Origin of the sequence: Tritonibacter mobilis, from assembly GCF_001681715.1 — a bacterium.
GTDB lineage: Bacteria > Pseudomonadota > Alphaproteobacteria > Rhodobacterales > Rhodobacteraceae > Epibacterium > Epibacterium mobile.
Map to the genome: position 1 here is coordinate 1 of NZ_LNWY01000056.1, position 572 is coordinate 572.

At 63.3% G+C, this 572-nt stretch carries 1 protein-coding gene; it reads left to right on the forward strand.

Features of this window, described 5'->3' with window-relative positions:
- On the forward strand, positions 1–572 hold a 572-nt coding region (locus tag UB90_RS22380), incomplete at both ends, for a methyl-accepting chemotaxis protein (protein ID WP_227512241.1).

Sequence of the window (572 nt, forward strand, 5' to 3'; positions counted from 1 at the left end):
GATGACATCGCCTTTCAGACCAATTTGCTGGCGCTGAATGCCGGGGTCGAGGCGGCGCGCGCAGGCGAAGCAGGGCGAGGTTTTGCGGTGGTCGCCTCCGAGGTCCGCGGGCTGGCGCAGCGGTCGTCCGATGCGGCGCTGGAGATCAAGAACCTGATCGGTGACAGCTCCGTGCAGGTGGAGCGCGGTGTGGATCTTGTTGGCAAGGCCGGCAGCGCGCTTGAGAATATCTTGCAGCGGGTGAGCCATATATCGGAGTTGATTTCCGGGATTGCCACAGGCGCGCAGGAGCAATCTACGGGGCTTGGTGAAATCAACACGGGCATGAACCAATTGGATCAGGTCACCCAGCAGAACGCGGCCATGGTAGAACAAGCCACGGCGGCAGGGCAGTTGCTCAACACCGATGCACAGACGCTTGCAGAATTGGTGGCACGGTTCCAGACGGCCCAGATCGACCCGGCGGCGGCGGAACCCGCCAGTCCCGAGGACAGCCCCGCGCCGAGCAGCTGGGGAGAGGAGGCGGATGTGGAGTGGGACACCACAGATGTGGTCGAAGCTGAAACGCCAAG